The organism is Saccharothrix xinjiangensis (genome assembly GCF_039527585.1).
Taxonomy (GTDB): domain Bacteria; phylum Actinomycetota; class Actinomycetes; order Mycobacteriales; family Pseudonocardiaceae; genus Actinosynnema; species Actinosynnema xinjiangensis.
Genome location: NZ_BAAAKE010000018.1, coordinates 66,808 through 89,781 on the forward strand (window position 1 = coordinate 66,808; position 22,974 = coordinate 89,781).

The following is a 22,974-nucleotide window of genomic DNA, read 5'->3' on the forward strand; positions in this document are numbered from 1 at the left end:
CGGCGCTCAGACCGCGGGCCGCGCGGCGAAGCGGTCGGCGAGGTAGCGCTCGCGGCACTCCAGCCGCTTCACCTTGCCGCTGCTGGTGAAGGGCAGGCTGCCCGCGCGCAGCAGCACCACGTCCCGCACGGGCACGCCGTGCTCGGCGGTGACGGCCCGCCGGATGGCCCGCCGGACCTCCTCGGCGTCGCCGTCCTCGGGCTCGCCGTCGCCCTGCGCGGGCAGGGGGCCCGCGATCTCGGCCAGGACCACGAGCCCTTCGCTCTGGCCGTCGTCGACGGAGAACGCGCAGCAGAACCGCTCCCGCACCGCGGGGTGGCTGCCGGCCGCGGTGTGCTCCACGTCGTGCGGGTAGTAGTTGAGGCCGTCGAGGATGATCACGTCCTTGCGGCGGCCGGTGATGAACAGCTGGCCGTCGAGCACGAACCCGAGGTCGCCGGTGCGCAGGAAGTCCTGGTCGCCGTGGCCGGGCACGCGCGCCCGGAAGGTGAACTCGTCCTGGTCGGGCGCGTTCCAGTAGCCGGAGCCGACGCTGTCGCCCGCGACCAGGACCTCGCCCACCTCGTCGGGCGCGGCGACCTCGCCGGTGGCCGGGTCCACGACCACCACCCGCATGGTCGGCTGGATCTGCCCGCAGCCGACCAGGGCGCGGGAGGGCGCGCCGGGCGTCGCCGACCGGACCCTGGACCTGGCCAGCGACCCGGCGTCGAACGCGCGCACCACCGGCTCCCGCCCCGCCGGTCCGCCGCTGACCATCACCGTGGACTCGGCCAGCCCGTAGCAGGGGAAGAACACCTCGCGGCGGAAGCCGACCGGGCCGAACGCCGCGCAGAACCGGTCCAGCGTGTCCGCGCGCACCGGTTCGGCACCGACCGCGGCCAGCTCCCACCCGCTCAGGTCCAGGCGGGCCCGCTGCCGCTCGGTCACCCGGCGCACGCACAGGTCGAAGGCGAAGTTCGGGGCCACGCTCAGCGCCCGCCCCGCGCGGGTGATCTCCCAGAGCCAGGTGAAGGGCCGGTGCACGAACGACAGCGGCGACATCAGCGTCACGTCGTAGCCCGCGAACAGCGGCTGGAGGATGCCGTTGACCAGACCCATGTCGTGGAACAGCGGCAACCACAGCACGGCGGGCGGCCCGGTGCGGCCGTCGCCCGCGTCGCGGGAGCCGTTCTCGTGGATCAGCGCCAGGTTGCTCAGCACCGCCCGGTGGGTGAGCACCACGCCCTTCGGGGCGCCGGTCGAGCCCGAGGAGTACTGGAGGTAGGCGGGCCGGGACGGGTCGGCCGCCGGGTCCTCCCAGGACGCGGCGCGCCCCACGTCGACGAGGTCGGAGGCGAACCGCTCCGCGTCCTCCAGGCCCTCGGTCGCCTTCAGCTCCGGTCCCACGTCGAGCAGCGACGCCGCGGTGGACATCACCACGCGGGGCGTGGCGCTGCGCGCGATGGCGGGCAGGCGCTTGTTGCGGATGTCGCGGCGGCCCGCCTCCAGGGGCGCGACCGGGACGGCGATGAGGCCCGCGTAGAGGCACCCGAAGAAGGCCGACACGAACTCCAGCCCCGGCCCGTAGTGCAGCAGCGCCCGGTCGCCCGGTTCCGCGCACTCCCGCAGCTCCGCGGCGATCGCCCGGGCGCGGCGGTCCAGCTCGGCGGTGGTGAGCGACGCCGCGACCTCCTGGTCCTCGCCGAGGTAGGTGAACATGCGCCGGTCCGGCTCGGCCGCGGCTCGTGCCCGCAGCACGTCGACCAGCGTTCGGGGATCGACGTCCGGGGCGGCGGGTGTTTCTGGTGGCATCGCGGAACTCCAGGGGCGCGAGCGGAAAGGCGGTTCCTGCGGATCGGTGATCCGGCGACGACGGTGATCGCCCTTGAATTCCACACCGCGCCGTATCCCGGGACAACCGCCTTCACTCCGGAAAGACGTGGTCCTTGTTCCCGGGCCCGAACACCCCGGGAGTACGGTCGGCGCTCATACTTTCGACGGATTAACGGACTACGACAGGCTGTTCTGGTAGACGAACAGCGCCGCCTCGACCCGGTTGCGCAGTTCCAATTTCCCCAGCAGGTTGGAGATGTGGGATTTCACGGTGGCCACGCTGAGGTGCAATTCCTGCGCGATCTCCTGGTTCGACCGGCCGCCCGCCAGGGCGCGCAGCACGTCCAGCTCCCGGGCGCTGAGCCGCGACCACGCCTCGGTGGAGGCGCGGCGCGCGACGGGCAGGGTGCCCAGCCGGTCGAGCAGCAGCCTGGTCATGGGCGGGCAGATCACCGCCTGGCCGGCGGCGACCGCGCGGATGGCCTGGCTCAACTCGGGCAGGGACGTCTTCTTCAGCAGGAAGCCGCTCGCGCCGGCCCGCAGCGCCGAGAACAGCACGTCCTCCCGACCCGCGCTGGTCAGCAGCATCACCGCGGGCGCGGTGCGGGCGCAGGTGAGCCGCCTGGTCAGCTCCACCGCCTCGGCGCCCGGCGCGCCCACGTCGGTGAGCACCACGTCGGGCCGGTACCGCTCCACCAGGGGCACCGCGTCGACCGCGGACCCCGTGTCGGCCACCACGCGGATGTCCGGCTCCTCGTTGAGCGCCGCGGTGAACCCCCTGCGGGACAGGTCTTCCTCGTCCACCAGCACCACATCGATTCGACGTCTCGCCATGACGGACAACTGCGCCTCCGCAGATTCGCTGGGGAACGGGTCGGTGGTCCTGACGGGTGGAGACCCCTCCACGGCGGCGGGAAACCGGCCACGCCCGGTGACCGATCGCCGGGAGACGACCCGCCCGCAGGAATTCCGAAGCTAGCACCGGCCCCACCACCCCACCACCGGCCCGTTCGCCGGAACGCCACGGGTGGGAAAACGATCAAAACACAGCGTGACCGCCCCAGCGGCCGTCAACCGTTCGAATCGGCATGACCTCATTCTTTCGACGGACGTGCACCGGCCTCCTCGGCGGACAACCCTCCCCCTGGGTGGTGACGCGCCCGACCGGGAAACGTCCTATCGGGCAGATGTCAGGAGACGTGCGCCATCTCCGACCAGGGCACGCGCGGCCCGGCGCAGACCGCGATCGGCTTCCCCTGCTCCTCGTTGTCCACGCCCTCACCCGGGTCGACGTGGGCCTTGACCTCGCACCGGGTGAACCACGCCCGCGCCACCTCCTCGGGGACGCCGACCGCCACCACCACGTCGCGGCCCGGTTCGGGCTCGCCCCAGCCGAGGTAGGAGTTGTGGCCGCTGTAGGCGCGCGGCAGGCCGTGCTCCGCGCCGTACCGGTCGAGGGCGCCCGCCTCGCCGTAGTTCCAGGCGAGGACGTACGCGCGGGCGCGGTCGGTCTCGGGCAGCGACCGGTAGACCTCGGCCGTGCGCTCCACCAGGCCGGGCCACCCGATCTGCTCGGCGGCGGTCTCGTTCAGCTCGTCGAGCCCGCTGTCGGCCACCACCCGCTCGGGCAGCAGCGGCAGGGAGAACAGCGCGGACAGCACGACGCTCGCGGCCACCGCGAGCGCGAGCAGGGCCCGGCGCCACACCGCGCGCGCCGCCCAGTCGGCCGCGACGACGCCGCCCGCCGCCAGCAGGACCACCAGGAACGGGCCGGGGTAGTACGAGTTGCCGCCGGCGAGCACGACGAGCGCCAGCATCAGCGGGTAGGCCACGGCCATCGCCCGCACCGGCCGCCACCCCGGCCTGCGCAGCAGCCCCACCAGCCCCGCGACGGCCACCGGGAACAGCAGCGGCCCGGCGAGCACGAACTGGTAGAACAGGGTCTCCAACCACTGGCCCTCGTTGCCCTCGGAGATCCGGTCCGCCATCGTCCACTGCGGCCAGCCGTGCGCGACCTGCCACCCCAGCGCGGGCGCGGCCAGCACCGCGGCCAGCCCGGCGCCCGCCCACGGCCACGGGCTGCGCAGCGGCGCGAACGTGCGGGTGACCAGCAGCGACACCAGCAGCACGCCGACCAGCAGCAGGATCAGGTAGCTGGCGTAGACGCCCACGCCGGTCAGCGCGCCGACCACGAGCCACCAGCGGCGGTCCGCCGAGCGCAGCGCGCGGACCGCGGCCCAGCACACGGCGGCGCCCACGGCGAGCACGGCGGTCTGGGTGTGCAGCAGGTGGCCGGTGGCCAGCACGTAGGGGCTGGCGGCCACCGCCACCGCGGCGAGCACCTGGCCGGTCGCGGCGCCGCCGAGCTCCCGGGCGATCAGGGCGGCCAGCAGGACCGTCAGGGCGGTCAGCAGCGCGGCGGGCACGCGGAAGGCCGTCAGGCCGTCGCCCAGCACCGCGGTGGTGAGGCGGCCCAGCAGGGGCACCAGCGGCGGCTGGTCGACGTAGCCCCAGTCGAGGTGGCGGCCCGCCACCCGGAAGTACAGCTCGTCCCGGTGGTAGCCGTAGCGGCCCGCGGTGGCCAGCAGGGCCGCGACCGCGGCGACGAGCACGACGGCGACGGGGCCGGCGGCGAAGCGCGGCGGCGCGGGGCTCGGGTCGGCGGGCGGGAGTTGGGAACGGGTGGGTGAACCGGCGTAGGACATGCCCTCACAGCCATTCGTGGGACGGTGGGTGACGCCGGCGCGCACCGGGGCCGGGTTTCCAGCAGGGTGGCACGGGTGCGGGCCGCGAGGTCGGTTCTTCGCCCGCTCGCGTGCGACCATCACCCGTCCGTGTCACATCGTGTCGATGCCCCGGGCCGCGGTCAGGCCGGGACGGCGCTCTCCCCCGCGCCGCCCACCGCCATCCCGTCGTGGGCGGTGATGTGCTCCACGACGTCCTGCACGGTGTTCAGGTCCTTCAGCTCGTCGTCGGACAGCTCCAGGTCGAAGCGGTCCTGGAGGACGACGGCCAGCTCCACCATGGTGAGGGAGTCGACGTCCAGGTCCTCCGCGAACCTGGTGCCGGGCACGACGGCGGCGACGGGGACGTTGAGGGTGTCGGCCACGATCTCCGCCACGGCGCTCAGGATCTCCTCGTTCGACTGGGTCATCGGGTGTCCTCTCTTCGGGTCGGGTTCGCGCGGGTTCGAGCCGTTGGGTTCGCGCTGCTTCAGTTCACGGCCGCGGCGCCGCGGGCGGTGACCCGGGCCAGCCGCTCCCGCTGGAGGCCCGCCGCGCGGTCGAGGCCCGCCAGGAAGCCGGCGAGGCGGTCGCGGGCCTCCTCCGCCTCCGCGTCCAGGCCGGTCAGGTCGAACACGCCCCACTGGCGCAGCAGCGGCAGGACCACCTCGTCGTGGTGGATGCGCAGGTCGTAGATGCCGGCGCCGGCGATGAGGAGGGCCTTGCGGGTGAAGCCCGGGATCATCGTGCCCGGCATGGCGAAGTCCCGGACCTCCGAGCAGATGGCCCGCACCACCGCGGAGGGGTCGAGCTCCAGCGCCGCCGAGACCAGCGACCGGTAGAAGACCATGTGCAGGTTCTCGTCGGCGGCCACCCGCCGCAGCAGGCGCCGGATGACCGGTTCGTCGATGTGGTGGCCGGTGTTGCGGTGCGCGACGCGGGTCGCCAGCTCCTGGAAGGAGACGTAGACCAGCGACTCCAGCGGGGACAGCCGCTCGCTGCGGTGGCCGGACTGCATCACCGCCATGCGCCCGCGCTCCAGGGCGTCGGGGTCCAGCGCCCGGGTGGTGAGCAGGTAGTCGCGGATGCACATCGCGTGCCTGCCCTCCTCCGCGGTCCAGCGGGCCACCCAGGTGCCCCAGGCGCCGTCGCGGCCGAAGCGGGTGGCGATCTCGTGGTGGTAGCTGGGCAGGTTGTCCTCGGTGAGGAGGTTGACCTCCAGCGACACCCGGGCGACCGCGTCCAGCGTGGTCTGCCCGGGTTCCCACGGCTCCGCGGTGAAGTCCCGGCCGCGGCTCCACGGCACGTACTCGTGCGGCATCCACTCCTTGGCCACCGCGAGGTGGCGGTCGAGGTTGGCCGCGACGACCGGTTCCAGTTCCCTCAGCACGTCGATGGGCAACGGTGCTCCTCAGGGGTTCGCGGGCGGGTTCGGCGGGCGGGGTCTCAGCGGGTGAAGGCGAGCACCACGTTGTGGCCGCCGAACCCGAACGAGTTGGACAGCGCCGCCGCCACCGGGACCTGCCTCGGCTGGTCCCGGACCACCTCGAAGCGCAGCTCCGCGTCCGGCCGGTCGAGGTTGCGGGTGGCGGGCACGACGCCCTCGTGCAGGGTCAGCACGGTGAAGATCGCCTCCACCGCGCCCGCCGCGCCGAGCAGGTGGCCGGTCATCGACTTGGTGGCGGTGACCAGCGGGTGCGTGCCGACACCCAGCTCGATGCCCCGCGCCTCCACGGCGTCGCCCTGCGGCGTGCCGGTGGCGTGGGCGTTGACGTGGTCGACGTCCCGGGCGGACAGCCCGGCGGTCTCCAGCGCCGCGCGCACGGCCCGCAGCTGGCCGTCCACGTCGGGGCGGGTCATGTCGCGGCCGTCGCTGGTCACGCCGGCGCCCGCGAACGTCGCGTAGGCGCGGGCGCCCCGGGCCGCGGCGAAGTCGGCCCGCTCCAGCACCAGCGCGCCCGAGCCCTCGGCCATGACGAAGCCGTCGCGGTCGACGTCGAAGGGCCGCGAGGCCGCCTCGGGGGTGTCGTTCTTCGTGGACAGCGCCCCCATCTGGGCGAACCCGGAGATGGACAGCGGGTGCAGGCAGGCGTCGGTGCCGCCGGCGACCACCGCGTCGGCGCGGCCGGAGCGGATCAGGGCGAGGCCGACGGCCAGCGCCTCCGCTCCGGAGGCGCACGCGCTGGCGGGCGCGTGGGCCCCGCCGCGCGCGCCCAGGTCGATGCTCACCGCGCCCGCCGCCGCGTTGGGCATCAGCATGGGCACGGTGAACGGCGAGAGCCTGCGCGGGCCCCGCTGCTCCAGCAGGTCGTCCTGGTCGAGCATGGTGAGCGCGCCGCCGATGCCGGTGCCGAAGGCGACCGCCAGCCGGACCGGGTCCACCCCGGGCGCGCCCGCGTCGGCCCACGCCTCCCGCGCGGCCACCACGGCGACCTGCTGGCTGCGGTCCAGGCGGCGGGCCTCGGTCCGGCCGAGCACGTCGGTCGGCTGCTTGCGCAGCTGGGCGGCGAAGCGGACGGGCAGCCGCGCCGCCCACTCCTCGGCCAGCGGCGTCGCACCGGACTCGCCCGCCAGCAGCGCGGCCCAGCTGGAGGTGACGTCACCGCCGAGCGGCGTGGTCATGCCGACCCCGGTCACCACCACCGGAACTTCGGAAACCATGGCGCGATCCCCTCTCGACCGCGGCGCGCGGTCCTCGGTTGCACCGCGTGCCGCCGGGTGTCCTCCGCCGGCGGTTCCCCGCCGCGGGCGCACCGGCGTCGGCGCGATCGGGATGACGTCCGGTGTGGAGGATCCCGGCCGACCGACAGTAACCGCGCCCGCCCGGCGCGGCCAACGGCCGGGAGTCCCCTTTCCGCACCACCCGGCGGTGATGGCGCGACCAGCACTCCGAACGGGTCGCGGCTCGGCGGAAGGGATGACGCGATTCCGTCCCGGCGACCGATGTGGAGCGCCGCGCGCCGAACCTAGGCTCGGCCGGGAAGATCGCCGGCGCGAGAGCAGGGGGTGGACGAGGGCATGACGAGGCTGGGAGTGGTCGGCGCCGGTGTCATGGGCACCGGGGTGGCGCAGAACTTCGCCGAGCACGGGCACCACGTGGTGCTTGTCGACCGGTCGAAGGAGGCGCTGGTCAGGGCGGAGGAGGAGGTGCGCCGGTACGAGCGCTTCGGGCACCTGCTCGGCGCGGGCTCCGCCGGTGGCCGCGACGGCATGGCCGAGCGGGTCGCCTACGCCACCGAGCTGGAGGCGTTGTCCGATGTGGACTTCGTGGTGGAGAACATCACCGAGGACTGGGACCTCAAGCGGGAGGTGTACCCGCGGCTGGACGGCATCTGCCGGGAGACCACGCCGTTCGCGGCGAACACCTCCGCGATCCCGATCACCCGCATCGCCTCGGCCACCGAGCGCCCGGAGCTGGTGCTGGGCATCCACTTCATGAACCCGGTGCCGATGAAGCACACCGTCGAGGTCATCCGCGGTTGGCACACCGCGCAGTCCACCGTGGACACCGCGCTGGCGTTGCTCGGCGAGGTCGGCAAGGAAGGAGTCCTGGTCGACGACGCGCCGGGTTTCGTGTCCAACCGGGTCCTCATGCTCACCATCAACGAGGCCGTGTTCCTGGTGCAGGACCGGGTCGCGCCCGCCGAGGACGTCGACCGAATCTTCCGGTCGTGCTTCGGGCACCCCATGGGTCCGCTGGCCACCGCCGACCTGATCGGGCTGGACACGATCCTCCAGAGCATCGAGGTGCTGCACGACAGCTTCAACGACAGCAAGTACCGGCCCTGCCCGCTGCTCAAGCAGATGGTGGCCGCCGGTCTGCACGGGCGGAAGTCGGGCAAGGGCTTCTACGACTACAGCTGACCGTCCGACCACCACCGCGAAGGGAAGAGCAGAGCATGGCCGAGGACACCCGCGCCGTCGTCGGGCAGTTCGTCCGGGGCAAGATGCCCAAGGTCGAACTGGGCGACGACCAGGACTTCTTCGAACTGGGCTTCGTGAACTCGCTGTTCGCCATGGAACTGGTGATGTTCGTGGAGAACCGGTTCGGGTTGCGCGTGCCCAACGACGAGCTGCGGCGGGAGAACTTCCGCAGCGTCTCCGCGATCAGCGACCTCGTCGACCGCCTCTCACCCGCCCGGGAGCCGGTTCCGCAGGAGGCCACCGCATGAGGGCGGTGGCGGCCACGGGCGCCGACGCGTCGCGGGCCGCCTTCCGCTCCTTCGTGGACGAGGTGGTCATCCCCCGGGCGGGGGACTTCGACCTGGCGGGCGCGGTCCCGCCGGACGTGGTCGCGGAGGTGGCCGCGCGCGGCTACCTCGGCGCGGTGCTGCCCGACGGCCCGCTCCCCCTGGACATGGTGGGCCTCGGCGCGCTGCACGAGGAGGTCGGGCGCGGCTGCTCCTCGCTGCGCAGCCTGCTGACCGTGCACAGCATGGTCGCCTTCGCCGTGCACCGGTGGGGCGGCGACGCGGCGCGGGAGCGGTGGCTCGGCCCGCTGGCCGACGGCTCCGCCCTCGGCGCGTTCTGCCTCACCGAGAGCGGCGCGGGCAGCGACGTGACCGGCCTGGCCGCGACCGCGGAGGAGGACGGACGCGGCGGGTACGTCATCACCGGGCACAAGAGGTGGATCACCTTCGGGCAGGTCGCCGACCTGCTGCTCGTCTTCGCCCGCACCGGCGCGGGCATCGGCGCGTTCCTCGTGGAGGCCGCCGACCCGGCGGTGCGGCGCGCACCCGTCCGCGACGTCCTCGGCACGCGCGCGGGCATGCTCGCCGAGATCACCCTGATCGGCTGCCGGGTCGGCCCCGAGGCCCTGGTCGGCGGCCCCGGCACGGGCCTGAACGTGATCACCGGCGCGCTGGACGTCGGCCGCTACAGCGTCGCCGCGGGCTGCGTGGGCATCGCCCAGGGCTGCCTGGAGATCTCCGCCGCGCACGCCGCCACCCGGCGCCAGGGCGGCGCGCTGCTCAAGGACCACCAGCTGGTCCGGCGGATGATCACGCGGATGGCGGTGGACACCGAGGCGGCGCGGCTGCTGTGCCTGCGGGCGGGCCGGCTCAAGGACGAGGGCGACCCGGGCACCCTGGTGGCGACCTGCGCCGCCAAGTACTTCGCCGCCGGCGTCGCGGCCCGCGCGGCGTCGGACGCGGTGCAGGTCCACGGCGCGGTCGGCTGCGTGGACGGCCACCCGGCGGCCCGCTACTACCGGGACGCCAAGGTCATGGAGATCATCGAGGGCAGCAGCCAGGTGCACGAGAACCTGATCGCCGAGGACGTCTGCCGCACCGGTGGCGTGCCGCGGTCCGCGAGCCCGGCAGTGCCCCTCCAGGGCCTTCCCCCGGACGAGACCACCCGTTGGGAGATCGCATGACGAGGACTTCACCGCAGGCCGGGCCGGTCGCCGCGGCCGAGGACCGCCGCGGCCGGGTCAAGTGCGTGGTGTGGGACCTGGACAACACCGTCTGGGACGGGATCCTGCTGGAGGACGGCGAGGTCGAGGTCCGGCCGCTGGTCCGCGACACGATCGTGGCGCTCGACGAGCGCGGCGTCCTGCACTCCGTCGCCAGCCGCAACGACCCCGAGACCGCCCTGCGGCAGCTGGAGCGCTGCGGGCTGGCCGAGTACTTCCTGCACCCGCAGGTCTCGTGGGGCCCGAAGTCCGCCGCGCTGCCCAGGATCGCCGCCGCGCTCAACATCGGCCTGGACGCCCTGGCGTTCGTCGACGACCAGCCGTTCGAGCTCGACGAGGTCGCCTTCGCCCACCCGCAGGTCACCTGCGTGGACGCGGCCGAGGTCGCCACGCTGCCGGACCGGCCGGAGTTCACCCCGCGGTTCGTCACCCCGGAGTCGCGGCAGCGCCGGTGGATGTACCGCAGCGGCATCGAGCGCACCGCCGCCGAGGAGGACTTCACCGGCACCGCCACCGAGTTCCTCGCCACCCTGGACATGGTCTTCACCATCCGCGTGGCCCGGGAGGAGGACCTGCGCCGCGCCGAGGAGCTGACCATCCGCACGCACCAGCTCAACTCCACCGGCGTCACCTACTCCCACGCCGAGCTGGCCGAGCTGGCCCGCTCGTCCGACCACCTGTTGCTGGTGGCCGAGCTGGAGGACCGCTACGGCTCCTACGGCACCATCGGGCTGGCCCTGGTCCGCACCGGGTCGCCCGCCTGGCTGCTCAAGCTGCTGCTGATGTCGTGCCGCGTGATGTCGCGCGGCGTGGGCACGGTGCTGCTCAACCACGTCGTGCGCCGCGCCGCCGCCGCGGGCGCGGCGCTGCACGCCGAGTTCGTGCCCTCCGACCGCAACCGGGTCATGTACGTGACCTACCGGTTCGCGGGCTTCGAGGAGGTGGGCTCGCGCGACGGCGTCCAGCTGCTGGCCGCGTCGCCGGGCGCGATCCAGGAAGACCCCTCCCACCTGCGGGTGGTCGTCGAGGAGGAGCACCGGTGACCGACCTCGTACCCCGACCGCGGCTCGCCCCGGCCCCGGCCGCCGGTCCCGGGCGGGAGCGGTTCCGCTCGCTGGACCCGCGGTCGCTCGACTGGGACTCGGTGCCGCTGCGGCTGTTCGGCAAGGGCCACCGCCGGTCCTGGGACCCGTCCGCCATCGACTTCTCGCAGGACGCCGAGGACTGGCGGCGCCTGCCCGAGGCCGCGCGGGAGGCCTTCTCCGGGCTGTGCGCGATGTTCGCCGCCGGCGAGGAGGCGGTGACCCACGACCTCCAGCCGTTCCTGGCCGCGATGGCCGCCGAGGGCAGGCTCGGCGACGAGATGTACCTGACCCAGTTCTGCTACGAGGAGGCGCGGCACACCGAGGTGTTCCGCCGCTGGCTGGACGCGGTCGGCGAGACCGGCGACCTCAACCACCACGTGGCGGACAACCCCGGGTACCGGACGATCTTCTACGAGGAGCTGCCGCGGTCGCTGAACGCGCTCACCGAGGACCCCTGCCCCGCCAACCAGGTCCGCGCCTCGGTCACCTACAACCACATCGTCGAGGGGACCCTGGCGCTGACCGGGTACTTCGCCTGGAACCGGATGTGCGCGCGGCTGGGCATGTTCCCCGGGATGCGGGAGATCATCCGGCGCATCGGGGACGACGAGCGCAGGCACATGGCCTGGGGCACCTACACCTGCCGCAGGCACGTCGCCGCCGACGAGGCCAACTGGCTGGTCGCGCGGCGGCGGATGCGGGAGCTGCTGCCGCACGCGATCCGGCAGATCCAGTTCGCCACCCACCTCTACCAGCCGGAGTACTTCGGGCTGGAGATGCGCGCGCTGATGACCTACGCGACGGGCCGGGCCAAGCGCAGGCTCGCCGCGATCGGGGCCGCCCGCGGCAAGGCCGTGCACCTGGTCGAGGTCGACACCGTGACCGAGCGGCTGGAGGACGCCTTCGCCGAGGAGGACGCGGAGCCCGCCGAGACCGGGTGGGGCGGGCCGAGGGGGCCGTGGCGCGCGTGAACCGCTGGCTGCCCGCGCCCCCGTCCCGGGGCGACCGGTTCCGGCTGTACTGCTACCCGCACGCGGGGGCGGGCGCGTCGGTGTTCCGCGACTGGCCGCAGGAGCTGCCCGCGTGCGTCGGGGTGCGGGCGCTCCACCCGCCGGGGCGGGAGTCCCGGTTCGGCGAGCCGCCCGTCGACCGGCTGGAGGACCTGGTCGACGGCGTGGTGGGCGCGATGGGGCCGGAGCTGTCGCCGGACGTGCCGTTCGCGCTGTTCGGGCACAGCCTCGGCGCGCTCGTGGTGACCGAGGTGGCGCGCGAGCTGATCCGGCGCGGGCTGCCGCCGCCCGTGCTGCTGATGGTCTCCGGCAGGCGGGCGCCGCAGGACGGCGAGCCCCGGGCGTGGGTGCACGAGCTGTCCGACGAGCGCTTCACCGAGGTGCTGCGCGAGCTGGGCGGCACGCCGGACGCGCTGCTGGCGCGGCCCTGGCTGCTGCGGGCCTTCCTGCCCACCCTGCGGGCCGACTTCGCGGTGAACGAGACCCACGCGGCCGGGACGTGGGCGCCGCTGCCCGTCCCGATCACCGCGTTCGGCGGCCTGGGCGACCCGAAGGCGCGGCCGGAGGAGGTCTGGCGGTGGCGGCGGCAGACCTCGGTCCGGTTCCGCGCCAGGTTCCTGCCCGGCGGGCACTTCTTCGTCCTCGACGAGCGGAAGCGGCTGCTGGACGACGTGCGGGAGGAGCTGGCGCCGTGGACGTCGTGAGCGCGGGTGGGCTGGTCGTCGCGGGTACGGGTATGGGTACGAGTGCGGGTGCTCCGGACTTCGTGGCGCCGGCCTGGCCTCCCGGCCCCCGGCGACTCGCGGCGGCCCCCGGCGCGGTGGACGTGTGGCGGGTGGCGCTGTCCGGTGGCGCGCGCGCCGCGGCGGCGTGCCTGCCGCTGCTGCCGGACGCCGAGCGCGACCGGGCCGCCCGGTTGGGCGCCGCGAGCCTGCGCCACGACCACGTGGTGGCCCACGGCGCGCTGCACGACGTGCTGTCGCGCTACCTGGACCGGCCCGCGCGGCGCATCGCGCTCGTGCGGGGCGAGTGGGGACGGCCCGAGCTGGACGGGGGCGGGCTGTCGTTCAACCTGTCGCACACCGACGGGTGCGCGGTGGTCGCCGTCGCGGCGGACGGCCCGGTGGGGGTCGACGTGGAGGCGTTGCGCGCGTTCCCGGGCGGCTTGGCGCTGGCCAGGAGGTTCTTCACCCGCGCGGAGGCGGACCGCCTCGCCCGGCTCGCCGAGCCCGCCAGGTCCGAGCTGTTCCTGCGGACCTGGACGTGCAAGGAGAGCTGCCTCAAGGCGACCGGGCGCGGCCTGTCCGGGTCGCCGGCGAGCGTGGACGTGGATCCCCGGCGGGTCGAACCGGCGCCGGGGTGGGCGGTGCGCGAGCTGAGGCCCTCCGCACGGCACGTCGCCGCGCTGGCCGTGCCCGGGGAGGCGCCGCGCGTGCGCCGGTGGACCTGGGAGCGGCCCGCGTGCTGACCACCCCGGACGACCACGACCAGGCCACCGACTACCCGGCAACCGACGCCCCCGCGACCTGCCACCAGGCCACCTGCCCAACCACCGACGACCCGGTCCGGTACGACTACGTGGTGGTGGGCGCGGGCTCGGCCGGCGCGCCGCTCGCCGCCCGGCTCAGCGCCCACCCGGGCCGGCGGGTGCTCGTCCTGGAGGCCGGGCCGGGGCGCGACCTCGACGCGGTCGGGGTGCCCGCCGCGTTCCCCACCCTGTTCGGCAGCGAGGTGGACTGGGCCTACCGGACCGTGCCGCAACCGCGCCTGGGCGGCCGCAGCATCCGCTGGCCGCGGGGCCGCGCGCTGGGCGGCAGCTCGGCCATCAACGCCATGATGTGGGTGCGCGGGCACCCCGCCGACTACGACGAGTGGGCCGAGCACGCGGGCGAGCAGTGGGGCCACCGGGCCGTCCAGCCGTACTTCCGGCGGATCGAGGGCGCGGAGGAGGCCATCGCCGCCCACCACGGTCGCGGCGGCCCGCTGAGCCTGCGCCGCCAGCTGGACCCGAACCCGCTGACCGCGGCTTACCTGGCGGCGTGCGCGCAGGTGGGGCTGCCCCGGCACGAGGTGGCCAACGGGGCGGAGCCGGACGGCGCCGCGGAGGCCGTGGTCACGCAGCGGGGCGGTCGCCGCTGGAGCACGGCGGACGCCTACCTGCGCCCGGCGGCCGGGCGGGCGAACCTCACCGTGCTCACCGACGCCCACGTGACCAGGGTCCTGTTCCGCGGGCGGCGCGCGGTCGGGGTCGAGTACCTGCGCGCGGGCCGGCGGACCCGGGTCCACGCGACCGGGGAGGTGGTGCTGTGCGGCGGCGCGGTCAACTCGCCGCACCTGCTGCTGCTGTCCGGCGTCGGCCCCGCGCCCCAGCTGCGCGACCTGGGCGTCCCGGTGGTCCACCACTCCCCCGAGGTCGGCGGCGGGCTGCGGGACCACCTGGTGACCCTCGTGCACGCCGACTGCCGGGAGCCGATCACCCTGGCCGGTGCGACCGGCCTGCGCCACGTCGCCCGCTACCTGTCCGAGCGGCGCGGGATGCTGACCTCCAACCTCGCCGAGGCCTACGCCTTCGCGCGCAGCGACCCCCGGTTGGCGCTGCCGGACCTGGAGCTGCTGTTCGTGCCCGGCCCGTTCTCCGACGACGGCCTGACCCCGCCGGACCGGCACGTGGTCACCCTCGGCGCGGTGCTGCTGCGCCCGCGCAGCACCGGGACGATCCGGCTGGTCTCGCCCGACCCGCTGGCCGTGCCCCGCATCGACCCGGGTTACCTCGGGGACGACGAGGACCGGCGGGTGCTGACCGCGGGGCTGCGGTGGTGCGAGCGGATCCTCGCCGCGCCCGCGCTGGCCCGCCACCTGGACCGCGACCCGGACCGCGCCGACCCGGTGGGCGGCGACCTGATCGAGGCGCGGAGCCAGACGCTCTACCACCCGGTGGGCACCTGCCGCATGGGCCGGGACGCGGCGTCGGTGGTCGACCCCGACCTGCGCGTCCGGGGCACGGTGGGCCTGCGGGTCGCCGACGCCTCGGTCATGCCCGTGCTGGTGCGCGGCCACACGCACGCCCCGTCGGTGCTGGTCGGGGAGCGGGCCGCGGACCTGATCGCCGCGGCGGAGGTGGCCGGGTGAAGGGCCTGCCGCTGTTCCTGTCGGTCGTGCTCCTGGCCGGCGCGGTGGTCGTCCCCGCCGCCGCGTCGCCCGTGCGCCTGGAGCAGCTGACCAGGCCCTCGCCGTTCCACGGCGTCCACGGGCTGGCCGTCACCCGGGACGGCAGGCTCCTGGCGGGCAGCGTCATCGGGGCCGCGATCCACGAGGTGGACCCGGTGACCGGCGCGACGCGCGTGGTCGAGCCGCCGCCGTCCGGCATGGCCGACGACCTCGACGAGGGGCCGGACGGCACGCTCGCCTGGACCTCCACCAACGCGGGCCGGGTGCACGCGCGGACGCCGGGCGGGCCGGTGCGCGTGCTCGCGACCGGGCTGCCCGGGGTCAACGCGGTGGCCTGGTCGCCCGACGGCAGGCTGTTCGCGTCGCAGGTCTTCGGCCCCGACGCCCTGCTGGAGCTCGACCCGGCCGGTGTCCGCCCGCCGCGCACCGTGCTGCGCGACCTCGGCGGGCTGAACGGCTTCGACTTCGGCCCGGACGGGTGGCTGCACGGGCCGCTGTGGTCGCGCGGTGAGATCGTGCGCATCGACGTGGACCGCGGCGTCGTGGAGACCGTGGCGCGCGGCTTCCGCACGCCGGGCGCGGTCGCCTTCGACTCGGCGGGCCGCCTGTTCGCGCTGGAGACCGGCACCGGCGGCGTCTACCGCGTGGACGCGGGCGGCCGGGTGCTCGTGGCGCGGCAGTCGCCCGGGATCGACAACCTGGTCTTCGACGCCGACGACCGGCTCTTCGTCTCCAACATGGCCGACAACTCGATCACCGAGCTGGACCCGTCGACCGGCGACGCCCGCACGGTGCTCTCCGGTGACCTGGCGGTCGCCGCCGACCTGGCCCTGGGCGAGGACGGGGTGCTCCACGTCGCCGACGGGTTCGCGCTGCGCCGGCTGCGGGCCGGCGGGCACCGGGTCCGGGACACCGCCCGCATGTACGCCACCGACCTGCTGTTCCCCACGGGCGTCGACGTGGCGGGCGACCTGGTCGCCACGGCCGGCTGGACCGCGGGCGCGGTGCAGGTGCTCGACCGGCGCACCGGGTCCGTGCGGGCCACCCACGGCGGCTTCGACGCGCCCATGGACGTCGTGCGCCTGCCGGACGGCCACCTCCTGGTGTCGTCCCACGGCTCGGGCTCGCTGCTGCGCGTCGACCCGGTGACCGGCGAGCGCCGCACCGCGGTGGAGGGCCTCGACGGACCGACGATGATGGCCGCCGCCGGCGGCTGGTCGGTGTACGTGAGCGAGACGACCGGCGGCCGGGTCACGCGCGTGGACGCGGCGACCGGCGCCCGCTCGACGGTGGCGGCGGGCCTGGACCAGCCGGAAGGGCTCGCCGTCGCGCCCGGCGGGGCGCTGGTCGTCGCCGAGGTCGGCCGCGCGCGGCTGGTGGCGGTCGACCCGCGCTCGGGCGCGCTCGCCCCGCTCCGGGACGGCCTGCCGATCGGCTTCCGGCCGGTGCCGGACACCCCGCCGGTCTACGTCCCCACCGGTGTCGCGGTGAGCGGGGGCGGTGATGTCTACTTCACCTCCGACGTCACGGCCTCGCTCTACCGCCTGCGCGGCGCGCTGCCGGCGCGGGGCCGGGTCAGCCCACGGGCAGGTTCCGGTGCCCGTGCGTCATCGCGAGCCCGATGAACACGACCACGACCACGTTGGTGATCAGCAGGCTGGCGAGGAACAGGGCGGCCCGGTCCGTGGTCAGCGCCAGCGCGCCCAGGCCGGCGATCGCCGCGGCTCCGGCGGCGTAGGCGAACGGCGCCGCCACGCGGTGGACGTGCCGCCAGGTCGCGTCGTCGGCCCGGGACTGGTCGGTGCGCAGGCCGAAGAAGGCGTTGCGGGGCAACTTCTCGTTGGCGCCCAGGTAGGCCATCAGGAACAGGCACAGCGCCGCCACCCCCTGAACGGCGAACAGCACCACCATCGCCAACCCCGGCACCTGTTCCGGCTGCTGCTGCTGCGCGGTCGTGCCGAGGAACTGCACCAAGCTCACACCGGCACCTCCTCCCTCTCGGTGTCTCCCCCGATACTCATCGTAACGTCACCGCGGACGGTGCGCCGCGTGTTCCGGGGACAGCGCCCGGGGCCGTCCGGAGAACCCCCGTCGGAAGGCCTCGCGCACGAGCCGCTCGCGACGGCCGGTCGGTGTCGCGCCGGAGCCGGTCCGGCGCGCCCTCCGGGGCGGGCCGGTTCACCCGATCGGCCGTGCCGTACCCGCAACCCGCAGCCCCCGAACCCCGAACTTCGACCCGCGAGCCCCGACCCGCGCCCGCCACCCGCGAAGGGCTCGCGGATCGGCACCTGTCCGTCCACTTTGGACGTACAAGGTCGCCCGCTTCCCCGTCCGCGCCGATGGTGGACTGCGGGGAACCGCAGCCCCGACGCACAGCGGCCGATTGACCTCTAGCTGATCCCGGCCTCCCCGGGCAGGCTTCGGGTACCGCAGTGTCCTGGGGGGACATTCAGGCGTGTCACCTGCGTCCTTCTTCGTCTGCGGTGCGCCTGTTCTCCTGTTGAGAGGAAGACGAAGGCAATGCCGTTATCGAGGTCATCGCGCCGGTCACCGGTGCGCCTGCTCGCCGTCGCCCTCCTCGCGGGGAGCGCGCTCCTCGCACCCACCTCCCCCTCCTCGGCCGCCACACCGGACGAACCGGTCAAGGTGACCGCGCCGACGCCGGACTCGCCCGTCAGCGGCAGGCTCGTGCCCGCGGTGCGCGGCGAAGCGGCGAGGGCCGCGGCCGGTTCGCAGGTCAGCGCGGGGGTCCTCAAGCGCGGTGAGTCCCTCCGCGCCGGTCGGCCCGAGGCCGCCAAGCCCTCCGACGCCACGACGTCCGACACCACGACCATCACGCCGTGGAGCGGCTCCCTGCACGTCGTCTGGGGCGCGTTCCCGACCGTCTCGTCCATCGGGGCGCAGGCCACCCACACCGTCAACCCCGGCATCAGCATCCCGTCGGGCAACCCCGACGTGGTGTACGCCCCGACGCTGGTCCCGAGCGGGAAGACCTGCATCGAGGTGACCACGTTCTACTGGCAGGGCGGCAACGGCGTCGGCGCGTGGGACTGGTGCGCCGCCTCGCCCGGCTTCGCCGCGGTGGCCTGGATCGACTCCGGCTTCCTGAGCACCTACACCACGTCGTTCCAGGGGCTGCCCGCCTACGAGGTGCTGGACGTGCAGACCAACGCGGTGACCAACTCCTGGACCGCCTACCTCTACAACTACACGACCTCCAGCTGGGACGCGCTGTTCACCAGCGCCGACACCGCGAAGCTCAGCGAGACGCACGGCGGCTGGAGCATGTTCGAGGTCTACACCGAGTACAACCCGTCCACGGGCGAGGGCCACTACTGCACGGAGACCTACGGCACCCAGTACCACGCCGCCAACCTCAAGATCAAGCTCGGCAGCACCTGGACCCCGTTGACCACGAGCAACTCGAACGTCACGCCACCCGGCAGCGTCAACAGCACCGACTTCGGCTGCTACGGCCTGTCCTTCACCCTGCAAACGGCGAACAGCCACTGGCAGGTGACGCACTGAGCCCGGTGATCCGGTGCGGCGCCCCGCCGCACCGGATCACCGCACCCCGAGCAGGCGGCCGTCCTCCGCGCCGTAGAACAGCAGCCGCCCCGGCGCGGGGCGCACGCTCAGCACCTCGCCCGCGGCCGGTTCGCCCTGCTCGGGCACGGTGAGGCTGACCAGCACGCCACCGGCGCACTCCAGGGTCACCAACGAGGTCACACCCAGGTTCTCCACGGTCGACACCCGGCCGGTCAGGCCGTCCTCGGCGACGCTCAGGTACTCGGGTCGCACGCCGACCACCACGGGTGCGCCGCCGGGCAGTCCGGGCGGGCCGGGCAGGCGCGCACCCGCGCACTCGACGCCGTCGTCCCGGGCGGTCCCGTCGAGCAGGTTCATCGGGGTCGAGCCGATGAAGTTGGCCACGAACGTGTCGGCGGGCCGCTGGAAGACCTCGCGCGGCGTGCCGAGCTGCCGGACCCGACCCGCCTCCATCACCGCGATCCGGTCCGCCAGCGCCAGCGCCTCCGCCTGGTCGTGCGTCACGAACACGGTGGTCAGGGCCAGCTCGCGCTGCAACCGCTTGAGGAACGTCCTGGCCTCCAGCCGCAGCCGCGCGTCCAGGTTCGACAGCGGTTCGTCGAGCAGCAGCACGTCGGCCTCCACCGCGATCGCACGGGCCAGGGCGGTGCGCTGCTGCTGCCCGCCGGACAGCTGGCCCGGCCTGCGGTCGAGCAGCTCGGACAGGCTCAGGCCGGCCGCGACCCGCTCGGCCGCCTCGCGCTGCCGCGCCTGGGGCGCGCGCCGCACCCGCAGCGGGTAGGCGATGTTCTCCGCCACGGTCATGTGCGGGAACAGGGCGTAGTCCTGGAACACCATCGCCACGCCCCGCCCGCCCGGTGGCACGCCGGTCAGCTCGCGCGAGCCGATCGCGACCGCGCCCGCGGCCGGTTGCTCCAGGCCCGCGACGGTGCGCAGCAGCGTGGTCTTGCCGCAGCCGGAGGGGCCGAGCAGGGCGAACAGCTCGCCGTCGGTGACGCGCAGGTCGAGCCCGTCCACGGCGCGCACCCCGTTCGGGTACTCGACGGACAGCCCGGTGATGTCGATGCCCGCCATCAGCTCTTGATCCCCCCGTGGAACCGGAACCCGTAGCGCTTGTCCACCAGCAGGTACAGCGCGACCACCGGGATCGAGTAGAGCAGCGAGAACACCGGGATCACGGTCAGGTTGGCGGTGCCGCCCTCGTCCTGGAGGGTGCGCAGCAGCACCGCCGCCGGTTGCCGCCCCACGTCGCGCAGCAGCAGGAACGGCAGCAGGAAGTTGCCCCACGCGTTCACGAACGACCACACCACCACGGCCGCGACGCCGGGTCGGGCGATGGGCAGCACCACGTGCCCCAGGACCTGCGCCGGCGAGGCGCCGAACACCCGCGCGGACTCCTCGTAGGAGCGCGGCACGGAGTCCATGAAGTCCTTGAGGATGAAGATCGCGGCGGGCAGCATCCCGCCCGCGATCACCAGGGCGGTGCCGAAGCGCGAGTCGATCAGGCCCAGTTGGAGCATCAGCACGAACACCGGCACCATCGCCGCGGTGCCGGTGACCACGCTGGACAGCAACAGCAGCAGGTAGAGCAGCGCGTCGCGGCCCGGGATGCGGACCCGGGACAGCGAGTAGGCGGCCAGCGCGGCCAGGGACGCGGTCACCGCGGTCGCGACCACGCACAGCACCAGCGAGTTGACCAGCGAGGTCAGCGCGTACGGGTGGGCGAGCGTGGCGCGCACGTTCGACGTCGTCCAGTCCGGCCACCGCACGCCCAACCCGGGCTCGGCGTCGAACGGCGCGGAGGCCAGCCACAGCATCGGCACCGCGAAGAACGCCAGCACCACCGCGACCAGCACGTGGAAGCCGAGCCGGCGCACCACCCGCGCCGGGCTCACGCCCGCCTCCGCAGCAGCCGCAGGTAGCCCAGCGCGACCAGCAGGTTGCCCACCAGCAGCAGCAACGACATGGCCGAGGCGTACCCGAGTTGGCCGCCCTCCAGCGCCTGGCGGTAGATCAGCACGGGCAGCACCTCCGACTCGTGGTTCGGGCCGCCCGCGGTCAGCAGGAACGGCGTGAAGTCGTTGGCCGTCCACAGGCTGATGAGCAGCGTGTTGGTCAGCACGTGCCCCCGGATGTGCGGGAACACCACGTCCCGCACCAGCCGGGACCCGCTCGCGCCCAGCAGGCGCCCGGCCTCCAGCTGCGAGGGCGGCACGGCGGCCAGCGCGGAGGTGTAGAGCAGCATGGAGAACGCCGTGCCGCGCCAGGTGTTGAACACGATCAGGCTCGCCATCGGGTACTCCACCAGCCACGCGGTCGTGGGCCGGTCCAGCAGCAGGCCCAGCGTGCCGCCGTCGCGGCTGAGCACGGCGAACCACAGGTAGGCGACCACGGGGCCGGGCAGGATCCAGGCCAGCAGCACGAACGCCTCGACCGCGCGCCGCAGCCGCGGCCGCACGCCGCGCAGCAGCCAGGCCAGCCCGAAGCCCAGCGCGTTCTGCCCGATGACCGCCGAGCCCAGCACGAACAGCGCGGTCAGCCACAGCGAGTTCGTGAACAGCGGGTCGTCCAGCGCCCTGGTGAAGTTCTCCGCGCCCACGACGCTCGGCCTGGCCGCGGCCGGGCCGGTCAGCTGGTAGTCGGTGATCCCGATGTAGAGCGTCCACAGGGCCGGGAACACCAGGAACACCGCGACCAGCAGCAGGGCGGGCGCGACGAAGGCGATCGCCCGCGCCGTGCCCAGCCCGGCGACGTCGCGGTCAACCGCCGGCAACGGACGCCTCGCCGACCGCCCGGACCAGCATGTCCCGGTAGGACGCGGCGGCTTCCCGCGGGCTGCGGCCGGACACCACGTCCGCGGTCGCCTGCTGGAGCGCCGCCGACACCTTCGGGTAGTCGGCCAGGCCCGGCCGGTAGCGCGTGATCGGCAGCACCCGGTCGGCGACGAAGGAGAGCATCGGGTCGCCCGCGAGCACCTCGTCGTTCACGTCGGAGCGCTGGGTGAGCTGCGCGCCGCCGCCCAGCGAGCTCTTGACCGCCTCGGCGGAGTTGAGGAACCGCAGGAACTCCCAGGCCTGGCGCGGGAACTCGGTGTTCGGGTTGACGACCCGCACGCCGCCGCCGGACATGCTCACGAAGTCCTGCCCGCCGACACCGGCGCCGGGCCGCCGGGCGGGCACCAGGGCCCAGCCGACGGTGGTGTCGCGGTCGGCCATCCTGGCCGCGCCGTTGCGCGGCTCCACCACCGAGCGCCAGAAGTAGTCGCTCTCCAGCAGGATGCCGATCCGGTCCTCCGCGAACAGCGCGAACGACCGGTCGCGGCCGTTGGCCTCCTGCTGGAGCACCGGGTCGCCGAGCCCGTCGCGGTAGATGCGCCGGTACAGGTCGAGGACCGCCTCGACGCCCTCGGTGGCGCCCTGCCACTTGCCGTCCTGGTACACCTGCTCGCCGGCGCCGACCAGGGCGGGCAGCACGCCCTGCATGGTGGTGGCCTCGCCCATCGCGGTGCCCGCGTTGAGCTGGACCGGCACCACGCCGGGCAGGGCCTTGAGCTTCTCGCCCGCCGCCAGCACGTCGTCCCAGCTGCGGGGTTGCCAGTCGGCGGGCAGCCCCACCCGGGCGAAGAGCTCCTTGTTGAAGAACAGCACCCGGCCGTCGGTGCCCATCGGCACGCCGTAGCGCTCGCCGTCGAACTCGCCGAGTCCCCGCACGGCGGCGGGGATCTGCCGCCAGCCGTCCCACGCGTCGACCTCGTCCCGGCCGACCACGTCGTCGAGCGGCCGGACCTGGCCCGCCTGGGCGAACTCGCCGAGCCAGATCCCGTCCAGCTCGACGATGTCGCCACCGCCGCCGGTCTTGAAGTCCAGCGCCACCTTGGTCTTGAAGGCCTCGTCGCCCGCGCCGTTCTGCTCGAAGCGGATGGTCGCGTTGACGCCCTTGGCCCGCTGCTGCTCGGTGAACCGGGGTATCACCCAGTCGTTGATCCAGGCCGCGCCGCGGGCGTTCTTCCCGCCCATGGCGGCGTTGGCCACGATCGTCAGCGTGAATTCCTGGGCGTCGGCGTTGCGCGCCGGGTCGACCCCCTCGCCCCGACCGAGGCACCCGGCCAGCAAACCACCCACCGCCACCAGGACGAACGTCGTTGTCCGCCGCATGTGCGCCCTCCCGCCCCCGGGCCGACGTCGTTCGAGGTTCCAACATGGCACCCGACCGGT

At 74.4% G+C, this 22,974-nt stretch carries 21 protein-coding genes; 10 read left to right on the forward strand and 11 right to left on the reverse strand.

Features of this window, described 5'->3' with window-relative positions:
- Nucleotides 1–6: 6 nt before the first annotated feature.
- The 6 genes from ABD223_RS28730 to ABD223_RS28755 form a co-directional block, all read right to left on the reverse strand.
- Entirely contained in the window at nucleotides 7–1,791 is a 1,785-nt protein-coding gene (locus ABD223_RS28730) for a fatty acyl-AMP ligase (protein ID WP_344039707.1), read from the reverse strand.
- Nucleotides 1,792–1,989: 198 nt separating this feature from the next.
- Nucleotides 1,990–2,646 (reverse strand): LuxR C-terminal-related transcriptional regulator, encoded by a 657-nt coding sequence (locus tag ABD223_RS28735; protein WP_344039708.1) that lies wholly within the window; start codon nucleotides 2,644–2,646, stop codon nucleotides 1,990–1,992.
- Between the two features lie 356 nt (nucleotides 2,647–3,002).
- Nucleotides 3,003–4,517 (reverse strand): glycosyltransferase family 39 protein, encoded by a 1,515-nt coding sequence (locus tag ABD223_RS28740; protein WP_344039709.1) that lies wholly within the window; start codon nucleotides 4,515–4,517, stop codon nucleotides 3,003–3,005.
- Nucleotides 4,518–4,678: 161 nt separating this feature from the next.
- Nucleotides 4,679–4,966: an acyl carrier protein gene (locus ABD223_RS28745; protein WP_344039710.1), complete on the reverse strand. Its 288-nt coding sequence runs from the start codon at nucleotides 4,964–4,966 to the stop codon at nucleotides 4,679–4,681.
- A gap of 59 nt (nucleotides 4,967–5,025) precedes the next feature.
- Entirely contained in the window at nucleotides 5,026–5,937 is a 912-nt protein-coding gene (locus ABD223_RS28750) for an acyl-ACP desaturase (protein WP_344039711.1), read from the reverse strand.
- Between the two features lie 44 nt (nucleotides 5,938–5,981).
- A complete protein-coding gene (locus ABD223_RS28755) occupies nucleotides 5,982–7,196 on the reverse strand; it encodes a beta-ketoacyl-[acyl-carrier-protein] synthase family protein (RefSeq protein ID WP_344039712.1) in 1,215 nt (404 codons plus the stop codon).
- Between the two features lie 357 nt (nucleotides 7,197–7,553).
- Between ABD223_RS28755 and ABD223_RS28760 the strand changes: the two genes are divergently transcribed.
- The 9 genes from ABD223_RS28760 to ABD223_RS28800 are packed head-to-tail and all read left to right on the forward strand — an operon-like array spanning nucleotide 7,554 to nucleotide 16,836.
- Nucleotides 7,554–8,399 carry a 3-hydroxyacyl-CoA dehydrogenase family protein gene (locus ABD223_RS28760; protein ID WP_344039713.1) on the forward strand — a complete coding sequence of 282 codons (846 nt, stop codon included), beginning with the start codon at nucleotides 7,554–7,556 and terminating at the stop codon, nucleotides 8,397–8,399.
- 35 nt (nucleotides 8,400–8,434) lie between these two features.
- Nucleotides 8,435–8,707: a phosphopantetheine-binding protein gene (locus tag ABD223_RS28765; RefSeq protein WP_344039714.1), complete on the forward strand. Its 273-nt coding sequence runs from the start codon at nucleotides 8,435–8,437 to the stop codon at nucleotides 8,705–8,707.
- Nucleotides 8,704–9,909 carry an acyl-CoA dehydrogenase family protein gene (locus tag ABD223_RS28770; protein WP_344039715.1) on the forward strand — a complete coding sequence of 402 codons (1,206 nt, stop codon included), beginning with the start codon at nucleotides 8,704–8,706 and terminating at the stop codon, nucleotides 9,907–9,909. The genes ABD223_RS28765 and ABD223_RS28770 overlap by 4 nt, the downstream gene beginning before the upstream one ends.
- On the forward strand, nucleotides 9,906–10,991 hold the full coding sequence (locus tag ABD223_RS28775) for an HAD-IIIC family phosphatase (protein ID WP_344039716.1): 1,086 nt from the start codon (nucleotides 9,906–9,908) through the stop codon (nucleotides 10,989–10,991). Before ABD223_RS28770 ends, ABD223_RS28775 begins: the two co-directional genes overlap by 4 nt.
- Nucleotides 10,988–12,004, forward strand: a complete 1,017-nt coding sequence (locus ABD223_RS28780) for a R2-like ligand-binding oxidase (protein WP_344039717.1) — start codon at nucleotides 10,988–10,990, stop codon at nucleotides 12,002–12,004. The genes ABD223_RS28775 and ABD223_RS28780 overlap by 4 nt, the downstream gene beginning before the upstream one ends.
- Nucleotides 11,992–12,747 (forward strand): thioesterase II family protein, encoded by a 756-nt coding sequence (locus ABD223_RS28785; RefSeq protein ID WP_344039718.1) that lies wholly within the window; start codon nucleotides 11,992–11,994, stop codon nucleotides 12,745–12,747. The genes ABD223_RS28780 and ABD223_RS28785 overlap by 13 nt, the downstream gene beginning before the upstream one ends.
- Nucleotides 12,748–12,779: 32 nt before the next feature.
- Nucleotides 12,780–13,511, forward strand: a complete 732-nt coding sequence (locus ABD223_RS28790) for a 4'-phosphopantetheinyl transferase family protein (protein ID WP_344039719.1) — start codon at nucleotides 12,780–12,782, stop codon at nucleotides 13,509–13,511.
- Nucleotides 13,484–15,172, forward strand: coding sequence for a GMC family oxidoreductase (locus ABD223_RS28795; RefSeq protein ID WP_344039720.1), 1,689 nt, complete (start codon nucleotides 13,484–13,486; stop codon nucleotides 15,170–15,172). Before ABD223_RS28790 ends, ABD223_RS28795 begins: the two co-directional genes overlap by 28 nt.
- Nucleotides 15,169–16,836, forward strand: coding sequence for a Vgb family protein (locus ABD223_RS28800; RefSeq protein ID WP_344039721.1), 1,668 nt, complete (start codon nucleotides 15,169–15,171; stop codon nucleotides 16,834–16,836). The genes ABD223_RS28795 and ABD223_RS28800 overlap by 4 nt, the downstream gene beginning before the upstream one ends.
- Here the strand turns inward: ABD223_RS28800 and ABD223_RS28805 are convergent.
- On the reverse strand, nucleotides 16,787–17,191 hold the full coding sequence (locus tag ABD223_RS28805; RefSeq protein ID WP_344039722.1) for an SdpI family protein: 405 nt from the start codon (nucleotides 17,189–17,191) through the stop codon (nucleotides 16,787–16,789). The two genes, ABD223_RS28800 and ABD223_RS28805, sit on opposite strands and share 50 nt — an antisense overlap.
- Nucleotides 17,192–17,764: 573 nt before the next feature.
- On the opposite strand from ABD223_RS28805, the gene ABD223_RS28810 reads away from it, so the two are divergent.
- Nucleotides 17,765–18,739, forward strand: a complete 975-nt coding sequence (locus ABD223_RS28810) for a carbohydrate-binding protein (RefSeq protein ID WP_344039723.1) — start codon at nucleotides 17,765–17,767, stop codon at nucleotides 18,737–18,739.
- A gap of 36 nt (nucleotides 18,740–18,775) precedes the next feature.
- Here ABD223_RS28810 and ABD223_RS28815 read toward each other — a convergent pair whose 3' ends face one another.
- The 4 genes from ABD223_RS28815 to ABD223_RS28830 are packed head-to-tail and all read right to left on the reverse strand — an operon-like array spanning nucleotide 18,776 to nucleotide 22,914.
- Complete coding sequence (locus ABD223_RS28815) at nucleotides 18,776–19,834, reverse strand: ABC transporter ATP-binding protein (protein ID WP_344039724.1); 1,059 nt, start codon at nucleotides 19,832–19,834, stop codon at nucleotides 18,776–18,778.
- A complete protein-coding gene (locus tag ABD223_RS28820; RefSeq protein WP_344039725.1) occupies nucleotides 19,834–20,655 on the reverse strand; it encodes a carbohydrate ABC transporter permease in 822 nt (273 codons plus the stop codon). The genes ABD223_RS28815 and ABD223_RS28820 overlap by 1 nt, the downstream gene beginning before the upstream one ends.
- A complete protein-coding gene (locus ABD223_RS28825) occupies nucleotides 20,652–21,533 on the reverse strand; it encodes a carbohydrate ABC transporter permease (RefSeq protein WP_344039727.1) in 882 nt (293 codons plus the stop codon). The genes ABD223_RS28820 and ABD223_RS28825 overlap by 4 nt, the downstream gene beginning before the upstream one ends.
- Nucleotides 21,520–22,914, reverse strand: a complete 1,395-nt coding sequence (locus tag ABD223_RS28830) for an extracellular solute-binding protein (RefSeq protein WP_344039728.1) — start codon at nucleotides 22,912–22,914, stop codon at nucleotides 21,520–21,522. The genes ABD223_RS28825 and ABD223_RS28830 overlap by 14 nt, the downstream gene beginning before the upstream one ends.
- Nucleotides 22,915–22,974 lie beyond the last annotated feature (60 nt).

Excerpts from the sequence above, each read along its gene's own strand:
- ABD223_RS28730 (WP_344039707.1), bottom strand. The coding sequence starts at position 1,791 with ATGCCACCAGAAACACCCGCCGCCCCGGACGTCGATCCCCGAACGCTG.
- ABD223_RS28735 (WP_344039708.1), bottom strand. The coding sequence starts at position 2,646 with ATGGCGAGACGTCGAATCGATGTGGTGCTGGTGGACGAGGAAGACCTG.
- ABD223_RS28740 (WP_344039709.1), bottom strand. The coding sequence starts at position 4,517 with ATGTCCTACGCCGGTTCACCCACCCGTTCCCAACTCCCGCCCGCCGAC.
- ABD223_RS28745 (WP_344039710.1), bottom strand. The coding sequence starts at position 4,966 with ATGACCCAGTCGAACGAGGAGATCCTGAGCGCCGTGGCGGAGATCGTG.
- ABD223_RS28755 (WP_344039712.1), bottom strand. The coding sequence starts at position 7,196 with ATGGTTTCCGAAGTTCCGGTGGTGGTGACCGGGGTCGGCATGACCACG.
- ABD223_RS28760 (WP_344039713.1), top strand. The coding sequence starts at position 7,554 with ATGACGAGGCTGGGAGTGGTCGGCGCCGGTGTCATGGGCACCGGGGTG.
- ABD223_RS28765 (WP_344039714.1), top strand. The coding sequence starts at position 8,435 with ATGGCCGAGGACACCCGCGCCGTCGTCGGGCAGTTCGTCCGGGGCAAG.
- ABD223_RS28770 (WP_344039715.1), top strand. The coding sequence starts at position 8,704 with ATGAGGGCGGTGGCGGCCACGGGCGCCGACGCGTCGCGGGCCGCCTTC.
- ABD223_RS28775 (WP_344039716.1), top strand. The coding sequence starts at position 9,906 with ATGACGAGGACTTCACCGCAGGCCGGGCCGGTCGCCGCGGCCGAGGAC.
- ABD223_RS28790 (WP_344039719.1), top strand. The coding sequence starts at position 12,780 with ATGGGTACGAGTGCGGGTGCTCCGGACTTCGTGGCGCCGGCCTGGCCT.
- ABD223_RS28815 (WP_344039724.1), bottom strand. The coding sequence starts at position 19,834 with ATGGCGGGCATCGACATCACCGGGCTGTCCGTCGAGTACCCGAACGGG.
- ABD223_RS28830 (WP_344039728.1), bottom strand. The coding sequence starts at position 22,914 with ATGCGGCGGACAACGACGTTCGTCCTGGTGGCGGTGGGTGGTTTGCTG.